We start from the raw sequence: 561 nt of genomic DNA on the forward strand, positions 1-561 counted from the left end.
CGGCTCCAAACGTAACAAGCCCGGTGGATTCGGAAACATCGGATACGGGTTAGGCTGGGCAAATCCGACACCTTTTAGCCTATCCAATAATTCCAAAGCTTTACGGCGTCCCATAGCTGCGTCGGTTTCTCCTTCAGCCGGTTCATAACCAAAATAGCGCCAACCATCGATTACCTGTTCCGGCGAACCTCTACTGATTCCCAATTGCAATCGCCCCCCCGAAATTAAATCAGCAGCTCCGGCATCTTCCACCATATACAGTGGATTTTCATAACGCATATCAATTACACCGGTTCCAATCTCTATCTTGCTTGTTTTGGCACCGATAGCCGAAAGCAAAGGAAATGGTGATGCTAACTGAGCCGCAAAATGATGCACCCGAAAATACGCACCATCTAAACCAATTTCGTCCGCGGCAACAGCCAAATCAATGGACTGAAGCAACGTGTCACTTGCTGTACGGGTTTTATAGGCAGGATGATGGGACCAATGTCCAAACGATAAAAATCCTATTTTCTTCATAAATCCTCTTTTGGGTAACTACGTTTTATGCATTATTGA

At 46.0% G+C, this 561-nt stretch carries 1 protein-coding gene; it reads right to left on the minus strand.

Annotation, left to right across the window (positions count from 1 at the left end):
- Nucleotides 1-522: LLM class flavin-dependent oxidoreductase (locus NF543_RS25300; RefSeq protein ID WP_257670991.1), on the minus strand; the 522-nt coding region annotated here is incomplete at its 3' end.
- Nucleotides 523-561: the final 39 nt, after the last annotated feature.

Origin of the sequence: Parapedobacter tibetensis (assembly GCF_024704835.1) — a bacterium.
Taxonomy (GTDB): Bacteria; Bacteroidota; Bacteroidia; order Sphingobacteriales; family Sphingobacteriaceae; genus Parapedobacter; species Parapedobacter tibetensis.